12 protein-coding genes, 1 rRNA gene and 1 pseudogene are annotated in these 13,724 nt (G+C 58.4%); 11 read left to right on the plus strand and 3 right to left on the minus strand.

The window, feature by feature from the left end; translation table 11 throughout:
- From ACP7A2_RS09655 to ACP7A2_RS09665, 3 genes are all read right to left on the minus strand, one after another.
- A 16S ribosomal RNA gene (locus ACP7A2_RS09655) occupies positions 1-271 on the minus strand; the annotation flags it as partial.
- A 628-nt stretch (positions 272-899) separates the two neighbouring features.
- Positions 900-2,120 carry a CaiB/BaiF CoA transferase family protein gene (locus tag ACP7A2_RS09660; RefSeq protein WP_426134023.1) on the minus strand — a complete coding sequence of 407 codons (1,221 nt, stop codon included), beginning with the start codon at positions 2,118-2,120 and terminating at the stop codon, positions 900-902.
- Positions 2,121-2,132: 12 nt separating this feature from the next.
- Complete coding sequence (locus ACP7A2_RS09665) at positions 2,133-3,314, minus strand: acyl-CoA dehydrogenase (RefSeq protein WP_426134024.1); 1,182 nt, start codon at positions 3,312-3,314, stop codon at positions 2,133-2,135.
- Positions 3,315-3,470: 156 nt separating this feature from the next.
- On the opposite strand from ACP7A2_RS09665, the gene ACP7A2_RS09670 reads away from it, so the two are divergent.
- The 11 genes and pseudogenes from ACP7A2_RS09670 (at position 3,471) to ACP7A2_RS09720 (ending at position 13,499) form a co-directional block, all read left to right on the plus strand.
- A complete protein-coding gene (locus tag ACP7A2_RS09670; RefSeq protein WP_426134025.1) occupies positions 3,471-4,370 on the plus strand; it encodes a LysR family transcriptional regulator in 900 nt (299 codons plus the stop codon).
- Between the two features lie 452 nt (positions 4,371-4,822).
- Complete coding sequence (locus ACP7A2_RS09675) at positions 4,823-5,944, plus strand: Re/Si-specific NAD(P)(+) transhydrogenase subunit alpha (RefSeq protein ID WP_426134026.1); 1,122 nt, start codon at positions 4,823-4,825, stop codon at positions 5,942-5,944.
- Between the two features lie 15 nt (positions 5,945-5,959).
- The gene (locus ACP7A2_RS09680) at positions 5,960-6,283 is read left to right on the plus strand and encodes an NAD(P) transhydrogenase subunit alpha (protein WP_003170836.1); all 324 of its coding nucleotides are present in this window, start codon (positions 5,960-5,962) and stop codon (positions 6,281-6,283) included.
- Complete coding sequence (locus tag ACP7A2_RS09685) at positions 6,280-7,716, plus strand: NAD(P)(+) transhydrogenase (Re/Si-specific) subunit beta (RefSeq protein ID WP_375070608.1); 1,437 nt, start codon at positions 6,280-6,282, stop codon at positions 7,714-7,716. Before ACP7A2_RS09680 ends, ACP7A2_RS09685 begins: the two co-directional genes overlap by 4 nt.
- Before the next feature lie 177 nt (positions 7,717-7,893).
- The gene (locus tag ACP7A2_RS09690; RefSeq protein ID WP_426134027.1) at positions 7,894-9,387 is read left to right on the plus strand and encodes an acetyl-CoA hydrolase/transferase family protein; all 1,494 of its coding nucleotides are present in this window, start codon (positions 7,894-7,896) and stop codon (positions 9,385-9,387) included.
- Between the two features lie 318 nt (positions 9,388-9,705).
- On the plus strand, positions 9,706-9,918 hold the full coding sequence (locus ACP7A2_RS09695; protein ID WP_049710714.1) for a DUF1127 domain-containing protein: 213 nt from the start codon (positions 9,706-9,708) through the stop codon (positions 9,916-9,918).
- Positions 9,919-10,191: 273 nt separating this feature from the next.
- Positions 10,192-10,287: pseudogene (locus ACP7A2_RS09700) on the plus strand (DUF1127 domain-containing protein); the annotation flags it as partial.
- A 159-nt stretch (positions 10,288-10,446) separates the two neighbouring features.
- Entirely contained in the window at positions 10,447-10,767 is a 321-nt protein-coding gene (locus ACP7A2_RS09705) for a DUF2388 domain-containing protein (protein WP_426134028.1), read from the plus strand.
- A gap of 105 nt (positions 10,768-10,872) precedes the next feature.
- Positions 10,873-11,181, plus strand: coding sequence for a DUF2388 domain-containing protein (locus ACP7A2_RS09710; RefSeq protein WP_375070600.1), 309 nt, complete (start codon positions 10,873-10,875; stop codon positions 11,179-11,181).
- 39 nt (positions 11,182-11,220) lie between these two features.
- Complete coding sequence (locus ACP7A2_RS09715) at positions 11,221-11,541, plus strand: DUF2388 domain-containing protein (RefSeq protein WP_375070598.1); 321 nt, start codon at positions 11,221-11,223, stop codon at positions 11,539-11,541.
- Entirely contained in the window at positions 11,538-13,499 is a 1,962-nt protein-coding gene (locus ACP7A2_RS09720; protein WP_426134029.1) for a DUF4105 domain-containing protein, read from the plus strand. Before ACP7A2_RS09715 ends, ACP7A2_RS09720 begins: the two co-directional genes overlap by 4 nt.
- Positions 13,500-13,724: the final 225 nt, after the last annotated feature.

Consider the following 13,724-nt stretch of genomic DNA (forward strand, 5'->3'; position numbering starts at 1 on the left):
GCCTTGGTGAGCCAGTACCTCACCAACTAGCTAATCCGACCTAGGCTCATCTGATAGCGCAAGGCCCGAAGGTCCCCTGCTTTCTCCCGTAGGACGTATGCGGTATTAGCGTCCGTTTCCGAACGTTATCCCCCACTACCAGGCAGATTCCTAGGCATTACTCACCCGTCCGCCGCTCTCAAGAGAAGCAAGCATCTCTCTACCGCTCGAATTGCATGTGTTAGGCCTGCCGCCAGCGTTCAATCTGAGCCATGATCAAACTCTTCAGTTCAAACATCTTTGGGTTTTTAAGAAACCCTAAACTTGGCTCAGCAATCGTTGGTTACATCTTTGATTTCTCGCGGAGTAACTTGTGATGCTGATAATCTTGTTGACTATCAGTCTGACTCCACAAGCACCCACACGAATTGCTTGATTCAGTTGTTAAAGAGCGGTTGGTTAAGATCTTTCGTCTCAACCGAGGCGCGCATTCTACAGCAGCCTCATTTGCTGTCAAGTGATTATTTTCAGAAGTTTTTGAAGAATTCTTCAACAACTTCAACCACTTGCGCTTCCGATCTCTCGTTAGCGGGAGGCGAATTCTACAGCGTTACACGCTGCTGTCAACACCTCTTTTTCTCCGCTTTCGACCGAGAAGATCGAAACGTTAATAGAGCCAAACAACACCGCTCTACCAACTCCTTCTGGGCTTCGATGAACTGAAGCAACTCGCTGCCGAATCTCGTATAACTCTTTGTTTACCAAGGAGTTTTTCGTTTCGACTGCGCCGGAAGTGGGGCGAATTATAGACTTCCAGAATCTGCCGTCAACCCTTTATTACGCTTTTATATCAATTACTTAGGATTGATCAAAAAACCACCAAAAAGAACCCGTTAACGCTTCTATATAGAAGAGCGCACTCAGATAACACCCGACTCTTTTAAAGCAGCCACGTTGGCCGCCCCCAGCCCTAGAACGTCTTGCAGTACCTTGGCCGTATGCTCTCCTAATAGAGGAGGCGCACTGCGATACTCCACAGGCGTCTTGGACAAACGTATAGGGCTGGCAACCTGAGGCACCATCCCCGCCAGCGGATGAGGTAATGCCATTGCCAACCCACGCGCTTTCACCTGGGGATCGGCAAACACCTGCTCCAGATCATTGATCGGCCCGCAGGGCACACCCACGCGTTCCAGCTGCGCCACCCACTCAGCCGTCGTCTTGAAGACCGTCGCCTGACGAATCAGCGGAATCAGCTCGGCGCGATTGGCCACCCGCAGCTTATTAGTGGCGAAGCGCGGATCATCTGCCCACTGCGGCTGCCCAGCCACTTCAGCGAACTTGCGAAACTGCCCGTCATTACCCACGGTCAGGATGAAGTCGCCATCCGCCGTGGGGAAATCCTGGTACGGCACGATATTAGGGTGCGCATTACCCAGCCGCTTTGGTGACACACCCGTCGTCAGGTAATTCATTGCCTGGTTAGCCAGGCAGGCGACCTGCACGTCCAGCAATGCCATGTCGATATGTTGCCCGCCACCGTCATGATCCCGATGAGCCAACGCCGCCAGGATCGCTACCGTCGAGTAGAGCCCCGTCAGGATGTCGGTCAGCGCCACACCGACCTTCACCGGCCCGGCACCCTCATCGCCCTCAGGTCGGCCAGTGAGACTCATCAGCCCACCCAAGCCCTGAATCATGAAGTCGTAGCCTGCACGCCCCGCGTAAGGCCCGGTCTGACCAAACCCGGTGATCGAGCAATAGATCAACTCCGGATTAATCTCCTTCAGCGATTCATAATCCAGCCCATACGCTGCCAGACCGCCCACCTTGAAGTTCTCAATCAGGATGTCGGACTTGGCCGCCAGGTCACGCACCAGCTTCTGCCCCTCCGGCCGCGTGAAGTCGATGGTCACCGACTCCTTATTGCGGTTGGCCGACAGGTAGTACGCCGCCTCGCTGGTGTTCTCACCATAGGCATCCTTAAGGAAGGGCGGCCCCCACGCACGCGTGTCATCCCCATTACCCGGCCGCTCGACCTTGATGACCTCCGCACCAAGGTCCGCAAGAATCTGCCCGGACCAGGGGCCCGCCAGCACTCGCGATAAATCCAGTACCCGCAGATGTGAAAGCGCGCCCATACCGTGCTCCTATTAATAGAAAGCCTGAAGACCGGTTTGCGCGCGCCCAAGGATCAAGGCATGCACGTCATGAGTCCCCTCATAGGTGTTCACCACTTCCAGGTTGACCAAGTGACGCGCCACCCCGAATTCGTCGGATATGCCGTTGCCACCCAACATGTCCCGCGCCATACGCGCGATATCCAGGGATTTGCCGCACGAGTTGCGCTTCATGATCGATGTGATCTCAACCGCCGCCGTACCTTCATCCTTCATACGCCCCAAGCGCAGGCAGCCCTGCAAGGCGAGGGTGATCTCCGTCTGCATATCCGCCAGCTTCTTCTGGATCAACTGAGTCGCTGCCAGTGGGCGGCCAAACTGTTGACGGTCCAGGGTGTACTGGCGGGCGGTGTGCCAGCAGAACTCAGCAGCACCCAGCGCGCCCCAGGAAATGCCATAGCGCGCCGAGTTGAGGCAGGTGAACGGCCCCTTCAAGCCACGCACATCCGGGAAAATGTTCTCGTCCGGCACAAACACATTGTCCATCACGATTTCACCGGTGATGGAGGCGCGCAGGCCGACCTTGCCGTGAATCGCCGGCGCGCTGAGCCCCTTCCAGCCTTTCTCCAGGACAAACCCGCGGATATCGCCGGCGTCGTCCTTGCCCCACACCACGAACACATCGGCGATCGGGCTATTGGTGATCCACATCTTCGCGCCGGTCAGGCTGTAGCCGCCGTCCACCTTGCGCGCACGAGTAATCATCGCACCCGGGTCGGAGCCGTGGTCAGGTTCAGTCAGGCCGAAGCAGCCGATCCACTCGCCGGAAGCCAGCTTTGGCAGGTACTTCTGCTTTTGCGCCTCGGTGCCAAACTCATTGATGGGCACCATGACCAGTGAGGACTGCACACTCATCATCGAGCGGTAGCCGGAATCGACACGCTCGACCTCACGGGCAATCAACCCGTAGCTGACGTAGTTCAAGCCACTGCCGCCGTACTGCTCTGGAATCATTGCGCCCAGCAGGCCGATTTCGCCCATTTCGCGAAAGATCGCAGGGTCGGTCTTCTCATGACGGAAGGCTTCGAGCACACGGGGCGCCAACTTGCCCTGGGCGAACTGCTCAGCACTGTCGCGCACCATGCGCTCTTCTTCGGTGAGCTGTTGATCCAGCAGCAGTGGATCGATCCAGTTGAAGCTTGCCTTGCCAGCCATGAATAAGTCCTCGCGAAGAAATCAGAAGTCGTGGAAGCAGACTAGGCCGCGCAGGCGAGGAGGGCAAACGAGGTTTGTGCATAGGGTTGTGCTAATTTCTCACTTCGAAACCGCGATGAATGCCATAAAAGCGATTTTCAAGTGAGGACAAGGTACATGCGCAGAAAAATTCCCAGCACCACCGCCTTGGTCAGTTTTGAGGCAGCAGCCCGCCACGAGAGCTTTACAAAGGCGGCGCACGAGCTTTCCATCACCCAAGGCGCGATCTGCCGACAAATTGCGAGTCTTGAGGAGTTTTTGAGTGTCGAGCTGTTTCGCCGCTCTCGGCGCGGCGTAAAACTGACTGAAGCCGGGCTGTCTTACAGCCGCCGCGTGGCCATGCAGCTGGATGCCGTAGAACGCGACACCTTGTCAGTAATGGGACAGCAGGGCGCCAACGTCATCGAACTGGCAGTGGTGCCTACCTTCGGCACCCAATGGCTGATCCCTCGCCTCAAGGATTTCCAGGTCAAGCACCCGGAGGTGACGGTCAACCTTACCAACCGCACGCGACCCTTCCTGTTTGCCGATACCGAGTTCGACGCAGCGATCTACTTCGGCGATGCCGACTGGTCCGGTACCGAATCCCACCGGCTGATGGGGGAAAACCCCGTGCCCGTCTGCAGCCCGCGATTACTCGGGACGCGAACCCGTTTCAGCCCACATGAAATCGCAGAGCTGCCACTGCTGCAGCAAACCACTCGGCCTTACGCCTGGCGCCAGTGGTTTAACGCCCGGCAGCTCAACGTGCCCCGCGACATGACAGGCCCTCGTTACGAACTATTCTCGATGTTGTCCCAGGCTGCCATGCATGACATGGGCATAGCGCTGATACCGCCGTTCCTCATCCAGCGCGAGCTGGACGAGCAGCAATTGGTGATCGCCAACCCCGAAGCGCTGACCAGCTCGAAAGCTTATTACCTGATGATTCCTGAGAGAAAGGTCGAATCGGCCTCATTGCACGCATTCAGAGACTGGTTAATAGATCAATCGCAGCGCTACAGCCCAAGCGTTTAAAGGTGATCAGCATATTACTGACCCTGTAGTCAGCTAAATTAAGACGCTACAGATATACGTATATGTCGCATTTAAGCAGACTGTACTTATCGATCAGAAATCCCCTCTAACACCTTATTTTTCATGGCTTGCAGAGACTATTACCTGCCAATGCACGACCATTCACAGCAACCATCCAAAACCACTCAAAAAACAGCAAAACCTCTTTAACAACCTGTATTTAAAGATGTTATTCCAAACCATTGCGACAATCAGTCACAGGGTGACTTGTAGTTAATTTTTCGTCACCCGTCATAATTCCTTGATGGCCGTAAAGTTCGCCTGCAAAATGCCGCGCCCCGCTGTCATTTCGGCGGGATCGTGCTGATCGGTCGCCCCAGATGCGCTCCTCACGGTGCACTGGCCTTTTTACAAAAAGATCAAAAGCAAAAAGATCATGCAGGAGATTTGACGTGCACATTGGTGTTCCTCTCGAAACCCAGACCGGTGAAACGCGGGTGGCTGCCACCCCGGAAACTATCAAGAAGCTGATCGGCCAGGGCCATAAGGTCACTGTACAAAGCGGCGCCGGTACTAACGCCAGCATCGTCGACAGCGCCTATGAAACGGCAGGCGCGACCATTGGCAGTGCCAACGATGCGTTTGGCGCAGAGCTGATTCTCAAGGTGGTTGCCCCCAGCGACAGCGAACTGGCGCTGATCAAAAGCGGCACCGTATTGGTGGGCATGCTCAACCCGTTCAGCAACGAAACCATCGCCAGGCTGGCCGAGCGCGGCATCACCGCCTTTGCGCTTGAAGCTGCGCCGCGCACCTCTCGGGCCCAGAGCCTGGACGTGTTGTCGTCCCAGGCCAACATCGCCGGCTATAAAGCAGTATTGCTGGCCGCCCATCACTACCCGCGCTTCATGCCGATGCTGATGACCGCCGCCGGCACTGTTAAGGCTGCCCGCGTGCTGATTCTCGGCGCAGGCGTCGCAGGCTTGCAGGCCATCGCCACAGCGAAACGTCTGGGTGCGGTGATCGAAGCGTCTGACGTACGCCCGGCAGTGAAGGAGCAGATCGAGTCCCTCGGCGCCAAGTTCGTCGACGTGCCTTACGAAACCGATGAAGAGCGCGAATGCGCCGTCGGCGTCGGTGGTTACGCACGCCCAATGCCGAGCAGCTGGATGCAACGCCAGGCCCTGGCTGTGCACGAGCGCGCCAAACTTGCCGACATCGTCATCACCACTGCGCTGATTCCGGGCCGCAAAGCGCCGACGCTGCTGAGCGCCGACACCGTCGCGCAGATGAAGCCTGGCTCGGTGGTCATCGACCTCGCTGCCGCCCAGGGTGGTAACTGCCCGCTGACCGTCGCCGACCAGGTGGTGGTGCAGAACGGCGTGATCATTTGCGGCCCTACCAACCTGGCCGGTGCCGTCGCCGCCGATGCTTCTGCTTTATATGCACGCAACCTGCTGGACTTCCTGAAGCTGGTCTTCACCAAGGAAGGGCAGTTTGAAATCAACCTCGAAGACGACATCGTCGCCGCGTGCCTGATGTGCCGCGACGGCCAAGTCATCCGCAAAAACGCCTAAGCAGGGATCCAGACGATGGAAGAGCTTATCTCCCCCGGTATCTACAACCTGATCATCTTTGTGCTGGCGATTTATGTCGGTTACCACGTGGTCTGGAACGTAACGCCCGCGCTGCACACGCCACTGATGGCGGTGACCAACGCGATTTCCGCGATCGTGATCGTCGGCGCCATGTTGGCCGCGGCGCTCACTGTGACTCCGCTGGGCAAAACCATGGGCACGCTGGCCGTGGCGCTTGCGGCGGTTAATGTGTTCGGTGGTTTCCTGGTCACACGCCGCATGCTCGAGATGTTCAAGAAGAAAGCCCCGAAAGTAAAAGAAGAGGCGCCATCGTCATGAGCATGAATCTCGTCACGACGCTCTACCTGATCGCGTCGATCTGCTTCATCCAGGCCCTCAAAGGCCTGTCGCACCCGACCACTTCGCGACGCGGCAACCTGTTCGGCATGCTCGGCATGGCACTGGCGGTGCTCACCACCGTGGGCCTTATCTATAAGCTCGGCGCTGAGCTTGCCACCGCGGGAATCGGCTATGTGATTGTGGGCCTGCTGGTCGGCGGCACCGCCGGTTCGATCATGGCCAAGCGCGTTGAAATGACCAAGATGCCGGAGCTCGTCGCATTTATGCACAGCATGATCGGCCTGGCAGCGGTATTTATTGCCATTGCGGCGGTGGTCGAGCCGCAATCGTTGGGCATCGTCAAACACTTGGGCGACGCGATCCCGGCGGGTAACCGCTTGGAGCTGTTCCTCGGCGCAGCCATTGGTGCAATTACCTTCTCCGGTTCGGTTATCGCGTTCGGCAAGCTGTCGGGCAAGTACAAGTTCCGCCTGTTCCAGGGCGCACCGGTACAGTTCGGCGGTCAACACAAACTGAACCTGGTGTTGGGCCTGGCAACGTTGGGTCTTGGACTGGTGTTCATGTTCACCGGCAACCTCACAGCCTTCGCACTGATGCTGGCCCTGGCCTTCGTGTTGGGCGTGCTGATCATTATCCCGATCGGCGGCGCCGACATGCCGGTCGTGGTCTCGATGCTCAACAGCTACTCCGGCTGGGCGGCGGCGGGCATTGGCTTCTCGCTGAACAACTCGATGCTGATCATCGCCGGCTCACTGGTGGGCTCCAGCGGCGCGATCCTGTCGTACATCATGTGCAAGGCGATGAACCGTTCCTTCTTTAATGTACTGCTGGGCGGTTTCGGCAATGCACCGGACGCCGGCGCAGCGGCAGGTTCGAAAGAGGCGCGACCGGTGAAATCCGGTTCGGCCGATGACGCAACCTTCCTGCTGACCAACGCCGACACCGTGATCATCGTGCCGGGCTATGGCCTCGCGGTTGCCCGGGCGCAACATGCGCTCAAGGAACTGACCGAGAAGCTGACCCACCGCGGCGTGACCGTGAAGTACGCGATCCACCCAGTCGCCGGCCGCATGCCCGGCCACATGAACGTGCTGCTCGCCGAGGCGGAAGTGCCTTACGACCAGGTGTTCGAGATGGAAGACATCAACTCCGAATTCGGCCAGGCCGACGTGGTGCTGGTGCTCGGCGCGAACGACGTGGTCAACCCGGCCGCCAAGAACGATCCCACCTCGCCGATTGCCGGCATGCCGATCCTCGAAGCGTTCAAGGCCAAGACCATCATCGTCAACAAGCGCTCGATGGCCAGCGGCTACGCCGGCCTGGACAACGAGTTGTTCTACCTGGACAAGACCATGATGGTCTTCGGTGATGCCAAAAAGGTCATCGAAGACATGGTCAAAGCCGTCGAATAACACTGCGCCAGCGCAATACAAAAACCCTGGCCTCCCGTAGGCTGGGGTTTTTTAATGTCTATGAAACCCGACCAAAGGCTCTAAATCGCGCCCCGGCATTCGACCATGGTAGCGGGCCGAATTTTTTTGAAATCACTAAACTGCCCACCTTGCTTCCGTAGCCCGAGATAACAATCCATGCACCGTGAACGTATCCGCTTGCCTTCGTTGTTGAACAAGGTTATGAGCGCGGCAGACGCCGCAGCACTGATCGAGGACGGCATGACCGTCGGCATGAGCGGCTTCACCCGCGCCGGTGAAGCCAAGGCCGTCCCCCACGCCCTGGCCGAACGCGCCAAGACTTCCCCGCTGAAAATCACTTTGATGACCGGCGCCAGCCTGGGCAATGACCTGGACAAGCAACTGACCGAAGCCGGCGTGCTGTCCCGTCGTATGCCATTTCAAGTCGACAGTACCTTGCGTAAGGCCATCAACGCCGGCCAAGTGATGTTTATCGACCAGCATTTGTCTGAAACCGTCGAGCAACTGCGCAACAATCAGCTCAAGTTGCCGGACATTGCCGTGATCGAAGCCGTCGCCATCACTGAGCAAGGGCATATCGTGCCCACGACCTCCGTCGGCAACTCGGCCAGCTTTGCGATTTTCGCCAAGCAGGTGATCGTCGAGATCAACCTCGCGCACAACCCGAATCTGGAAGGGCTGCACGACATCTATATCCCGACTTACCGGCCGACCCGCACGCCGATCCCGCTGGTGAAAGTCGACGACCGCATTGGCAGCACCGCGATTCCGATCCCGCCGGAGAAGATCGTCGCCATCGTGATCACCAATCAGTCCGACTCCGCCTCAACTGTCACGCCGCCGGACGCCGATACCCAGGGCATCGCCAATCACCTGATCAACTTTCTCAAGCAGGAAGTGGACGCCGGGCGCATGACCAACAAACTCGGCCCGCTGCAGGCCGGGATCGGCAACATCGCCAACGCAGTGATGTGTGGCCTGATCGACTCGCCGTTCGAAGACCTCACCATGTATTCAGAAGTGTTGCAGGACTCGACCTTCGACCTGATCGACGCCGGCAAACTGAGCTTTGCCTCCGGCAGCTCGATCACCTTGTCGGAGCGGCGCAATGCCGACGTTTTCGGCAACCTGGAGCACTACAAGGACAAGTTGGTACTGCGCCCACAGGAAATCTCCAACCACCCTGAAGTGGTACGGCGCCTTGGGATTATCGGGATCAACACCGCGCTGGAGTTCGACATTTATGGCAACGTCAACTCCACCCACATCTGCGGCACGCGGATGATGAACGGCATTGGCGGCTCCGGGGACTTCGCGCGCAACGCACACCTTGCGATCTTCGTGACCAAATCGATTGCCAAAGGCGGCGCGATTTCCAGCGTGGTGCCGATGGTCAGCCATGTGGACCACACCGAGCATGACGTGGACATCCTTGTGACCGAAGTAGGCCTGGCCGACCTGCGCGGCCTGGCGCCACGCGAGCGTGCACGGGTGATCATCGACAACTGTGTGCACCCGGCCTACCGCGATGCGCTGAACACTTACTTCAATACGGCCTGCGCCATCGGCGGCCACACGCCGCACATCCTGCGCGAAGCACTGAGTTGGCACATTAACCTGGAAGAAACCGGGCATATGCTCAAGGCTTGATTGATACAGATTCGGGCTGATGCAAACACAGTTTCATCAGCCCGGCTTCCCAACCGGCACTTATGCAAAAAACTGTACTGCTGTACCGGTCTTTTCCTACCTAAATATCCCACGCACCACACCTAAAACACCTAATTCGCACCACTTCAGTGCAGACAGGTACAGTTGCCCCATTTACGTACAGTACAGCCGCTATAAACAGTTAACTGGCCTCTCACAATACAGGTGAACTGTATCTGGAGAGTCTTGCGCCGGAAGCGGATCATTGGCATCAGTTAAACCACTACCTAATCCCGCCACAAGCGGAAGGATGTCACCATGGAACGTACACTCAGTTCCGATCTGTTCTCTGAAAAAGCTGTAAACAACCAAGCTGCAATGCCTTTGCGCGTTCTCGCCAACCTGATGTTGTGGCAGCGCCGCATCTCCAGCCGCCATCAACTGGCTCGCCTGGATTCGCGTCTGCTGGCTGACGCCGGTATCAGCGAAGCTCAACGCTACGAAGAGCTGAGCAAGCCGTTCTGGCGCTGATTCAGCGCTCGCTGGCCCTGACCTGACGGGTCCACTGCCAGCACTCTGATTTGTCAAAACAAAGCCCGCCCCGGGAAACCGGAGGCGGGCTTTGTTGTTTCCGGCATCTGGATTTCAGAGGCCGAACAGAACCATTGCGTGCGGACAGGTACAGTTTAAAAAACATAACAATTTATAGGTACAATTCTGCATGGGTGTATCTGTATTGGTTATGCCAGGCCGCTCAACATGGTGTTCCAGGACCTCACTAAAGGCGCTCACCATGACAACCCCCAACTGGCCCAGCTCGATTCCCGTGAACTGTCCGACGCCGGTATCACCTCGGGCGACCGAACAGCGGAGTTGTCCAAGCCCTTTTGGCGCGGTTAACCCGCCAAGAGGCTTCCCCAACGGATAAACGGCAGCTTAAGATCCACTCACTACGTGGCGAACCTTGTAGAACAGGCGTCTGATGCTCAACAGCAACAATGCCCGTTTCACAGTGGCCGCTTTGCGCCGCTTTATTCGTTCATCTACAGGAGTCATTCCATGTCCCGTCTTCGTCTGCTGAGTGCTGCCGCCCTGTTGGCCGTAGCTGCCAACGCCAACGCGAGCAGCTTCCTTGTGACCACCGACTCCATCGTCGGCGCACTGAAAGCCACTTCCGACGCCACCTCCGATGCCACTTCGTCCCTGCGCGACAACAAAGTGGTGCAGGCCGCCCGTGACGACGCTGCCAGCTTTGTCGCCAGTGAAGGCGCCATCCGTGGTGTGAAACTGGAAAGCGCCCTGGCTCAGATCCGCCAACAAGCGCCGCAACTGAATACCGCCACCGACGCACAGTTGGCCCAGGCCATTCTGGCCATCTGACGGTAGATGAAATTTGGAAGCGCCAGGCGCTTCCAAATGTGTCAGCGCTGGCTCTCGCATGGGCATTGCGCTAGCCTTGGCGCTCGCTTTCAGTTGTCGAGTCCCATGGCTTTTTCATACCGCCTATTGATTGTTCCCGTGTTGTTTTCCGCGTGCTGGTCGCCTTTGGCTTCGGCCTTTGAAACGACCGCCCAGAGCACCGTCATCAGTGCGTACGCCACCAGCAAGGTGACGTCTGCACCTTTTGACAGAAAGTTGGTATTGGCCGCCCAGGATGATGCAGCCGCGTTTATTGCCACTGACGGCCAATGGCGGGGCGCACGACTGGAATCCGCACTGGATTACCTGCGCCGCACCCGGCCAAAACTTCATGCAAGCGACCTTGAACTGGCGCAGGCAATTCTCGTCCAATAACCATCTTTTATTTCCATCTTTGTATTCTGGAGTTATTCCATGCGTAGCCCGCTGATCGCCGCCGCTCTCGGCCTGCTGTTGTTGGCCGATGTTGCCCACGCGCAAACCTTGAAGGCCACCAGTAACATCATCGTGCGAGCCTCCGCGCGCACCATTGATTTCACCTCGGACACCACCACCTCCATCCGCGACTCCAAAGTCGTGCGCGAAGCCCACGATGACGCCGCCAGCTTCGTCGCCAGCGACGGCGAAATCCGTGGCGCGCAACTGGAAGCCGCGTTCGACACCCTGCGCACCCGCGTACCGGAAGCCCGCGACGCCACCGATCAGACCCTCGCCGAAGCTATCCTCGCTCTGTGAGGCGATTCGTCGCCTGGCTCCTGGCCGGGACTGTGCTGCTCTGTGCAGGCGCAGCCCAGGCCAGCCTGCAACTGCGGCTCAAGACCGACGGCCTGAGCCCGGCCGAACAGCAGGCAAGCCAGGCATTGCTTGATGAAGCCATGCGCTCTTTGCCACCGCGCTTTATCGAGCAGTTGGACCGGCGCATTGATGTCGGCTGGACCGACAAGATGCCGGAAAACGCTTACGGCCAGGCCTCTTTGGTGTCCGAACTGGACCTCAACAGCAACCTGCTCGCCAGCCTGACCGACGGCAGCGCCGCCACCCAAAAGACCAATCGCCCCCACGGCACCGTGCGCCGCGAAATGCTCGCCACCGTGCTGCACGAACTGACCCACATTTATGACCGCGCGCGCCTGTGGACCAAAGAGGAGCGCGCGCTGATCAATCGCTGCAGCCGCCAGAACAACATCACCGGCCTGATTGGTTTGCCCGATCAATGCCGGGGTCAAAACGACCGCCGCTTTACCCTCAGTGACGATCCGCGCCTGCTGGACCTTGCCGGCTGGCCGCAATACGTGGGCCGTCGCGGAGAGCGCGAACAAAACAACCATCAGGTTGCGCGCAGCCCGGATATCTACGAAACCACCAGCCCGCTGGAGTTCGTGGCGGTCAACATGGAGTATTTCCTGCTCGACCCAAGTTACGCCTGCCGCCGTCCCTCGCTGTTCCGCTATTACAAGGAACACTTCGGCTGGGCGCCGCCTGAACAGGACACCTGCGCCAAGACTTACGCGTTCCTGAACGCGGGCAACGATTTCGCCAAGACTCCGCTGGGCCAGATCGACCCGGAGCGCGTCTACGAAATCGACTACCTGCTGGCCGAAGCCAATGAAAATCTGGTGAGCCGCTGGGGCCACAGCATGTTGCGCCTGGTAATTTGCGCGCCCGGCCGCCCGCGCGGCCCGGATTGCCGGCTGGATCTGGACCAGCATCTGGTGTTGTCCTACCGCGCCTTCGTCGGTGACGTACAGCTGTCGAGCTGGGACGGTCTGGTCGGCAAATACCCCTCGCGCCTGTTTGTATTACCGCTGTCCCAAGTCATCGATGAATACACCAAGACCGAACTGCGCGGCTTGGCCTCTGTACCGCTCAAGCTCTCACGCCAGGAAATCAACGACACCGTCGAACACGCCGCCGAGATGCACTGGAGTTACGACGGCAATTACTTCTTTATTTCCAACAACTGCGCGGTAGAGAGCCTGAAACTGTTGCGCAGTGGCAGCGCCAACCCGCAGTTGACTGGCCTGGACAACATTACCCCCAACGGCTTGCTGGAAGTCCTCGCCGCACGGGGCCTGGCCGACACCAGCGTGTTGAACGACAAACGCGAGGCGCTGCGCCTGGGTTATCACTTTGACTCGTTCCGCGAGCGCTACCAGGCGATGTTCGACGTGCTGCGCAAGCACTTGCCGATCAAGCAGACAAGGGTTGAAGACTGGCTGTCCCTCAGCGCAGAAGAACGCCGCCAATGGTTCAGCCAGGCCGACCTGCGCACCAGCGCCGCGCTGTTGTTGCTGGAACAGGCCAGCTATCGCAAGCAACTGATGCTGGCCCAGGACGAAGTCAAACAGCGCTACCTCAATGCCCGTGAGTTGAAAAACGGCGGCATGGAGAAAGCTAACAACACGCTGCAACAAATCCTCGCCAACAGCGGCTTCCTCAGCCGCCCGGCGGAACTGCTCGGCAGCGGTGGCTACGGCTTGCCGCAACCGTCGGAATCCAAACGCCTCGAATCCGAAAGCGCCCAGCGTCAGAAGCAGCTGCAATCGTTGACCGGCGACCTGGATAAAGAGGTGAGGGCGCTGCTTGATCCTTCCCGCGCCGACGAAATCGCCGCCTGCGAAGCCAACCTCAAGCAGATGGGCGAACACCTGCGCGCACTGCACAAAGCATCCGGCGGCCTGGAGCTGCCCTGATTCTTCTTAAAGAGAATTCCTACAGAACCTCCCATCATCTGATTGCCCAGCGAAAGCTGGCTGAAAGCTTCCCCGTCTAGGATCGCCTCCACTGCCGGCAACAGACCGGCTGTTAACAACAACAATGGTGATTCCTGATGTCCGCTCCTACCCGCCTGTGTGCCCCAACTCCGCCCGTACGCCTCGTGCCTTTCGTACTGCGCTGACCGCCACCCGGTTCGCCAT

Origin of the sequence: Pseudomonas sp. PWP3-1b2, assembly GCF_049896045.1 — a bacterium.
Classification (GTDB): Bacteria; Pseudomonadota; Gammaproteobacteria; order Pseudomonadales; family Pseudomonadaceae; genus Aquipseudomonas; species Aquipseudomonas antarctica_B.

Coding starts and splice junctions, on each gene's coding strand:
- ACP7A2_RS09660 (WP_426134023.1), bottom strand. CDS start 2,120: ATGGGCGCGCTTTCACATCTGCGGGTACTGGATTTATCGCGAGTGCTG.
- ACP7A2_RS09665 (WP_426134024.1), bottom strand. CDS start 3,314: ATGGCTGGCAAGGCAAGCTTCAACTGGATCGATCCACTGCTGCTGGAT.
- ACP7A2_RS09670 (WP_426134025.1), top strand. CDS start 3,471: ATGCGCAGAAAAATTCCCAGCACCACCGCCTTGGTCAGTTTTGAGGCA.
- ACP7A2_RS09680 (WP_003170836.1), top strand. CDS start 5,960: ATGGAAGAGCTTATCTCCCCCGGTATCTACAACCTGATCATCTTTGTG.
- ACP7A2_RS09685 (WP_375070608.1), top strand. CDS start 6,280: ATGAGCATGAATCTCGTCACGACGCTCTACCTGATCGCGTCGATCTGC.
- ACP7A2_RS09690 (WP_426134027.1), top strand. CDS start 7,894: ATGCACCGTGAACGTATCCGCTTGCCTTCGTTGTTGAACAAGGTTATG.
- ACP7A2_RS09695 (WP_049710714.1), top strand. CDS start 9,706: ATGGAACGTACACTCAGTTCCGATCTGTTCTCTGAAAAAGCTGTAAAC.
- ACP7A2_RS09705 (WP_426134028.1), top strand. CDS start 10,447: ATGTCCCGTCTTCGTCTGCTGAGTGCTGCCGCCCTGTTGGCCGTAGCT.
- ACP7A2_RS09710 (WP_375070600.1), top strand. CDS start 10,873: ATGGCTTTTTCATACCGCCTATTGATTGTTCCCGTGTTGTTTTCCGCG.
- ACP7A2_RS09715 (WP_375070598.1), top strand. CDS start 11,221: ATGCGTAGCCCGCTGATCGCCGCCGCTCTCGGCCTGCTGTTGTTGGCC.